The sequence below is a fragment of the Vibrio sp. OPT46 genome (assembly GCF_015163535.1).
Classification (GTDB): Bacteria; Pseudomonadota; Gammaproteobacteria; order Enterobacterales; family Vibrionaceae; genus Vibrio; species Vibrio alginolyticus.
In genome coordinates this window covers 1-514 of record NZ_JADDYG010000453.1, presented here as the reverse complement: position 1 = coordinate 514, position 514 = coordinate 1, and the positions used below count along the sequence as shown (strand labels likewise).

The 514-nt window shown below is 33.5% G+C and carries 2 protein-coding genes; one reads left to right on the top strand and one right to left on the bottom strand.

From position 1 onward, the window contains the following. A partial coding sequence (locus tag IQR33_RS33650) for a hypothetical protein (protein ID WP_228014014.1) occupies positions 1-199 on the top strand: 199 nt, incomplete at its 5' end. A gap of 81 nt (positions 200-280) precedes the next feature. Here IQR33_RS33650 and IQR33_RS33645 read toward each other — a convergent pair. After that, a partial coding sequence (locus IQR33_RS33645) for a hypothetical protein (RefSeq protein WP_228014013.1) occupies positions 281-514 on the bottom strand: 234 nt, incomplete at its 5' end.

The window sequence follows — 514 nt, the reverse complement described above, 5'->3', positions numbered from 1 at the left end:
TATGCAGCAAGGTATTATTGATGGATTAATCGATATTTTATTGACGAACGATAAAGTTTTGTTCAATAGCAAACGTTTGCTATTGATTTTTCTTATAATGGTTACGCTTGGGATTGTTCAAGTTTATTTTTCTTTATTTGTTTTCTTTTTGTTAATTTTAGCTGCTTTTGTATTTGCTATTGCAGTCAGAGTTTTTTAGTGATTTGGGTTGATATCTATAACAATTCATCTCTTTCAAGCTCACACTTTTATTAATTTGCCTTCTGAAATGTTAATTGCTTTACATTCTTGGCTCCAATTGCGTTGTAAACATAATGTTAAATAATAATGACTGGTGAGACTCAAATGCTGACGATCCAGTGTTAAGGATAACTTGCTTAGTTAATGCTCCTGAGCTGATTAGACGAGAAAGACAAGTAAGAGGTGAAGAGACTATGATGAATCTTGCTGCTGCGTTACAAAGAAATGCTGCGAGTAAACCAGATAAAACGGCGTTGATATGTGGCGCTGAAAA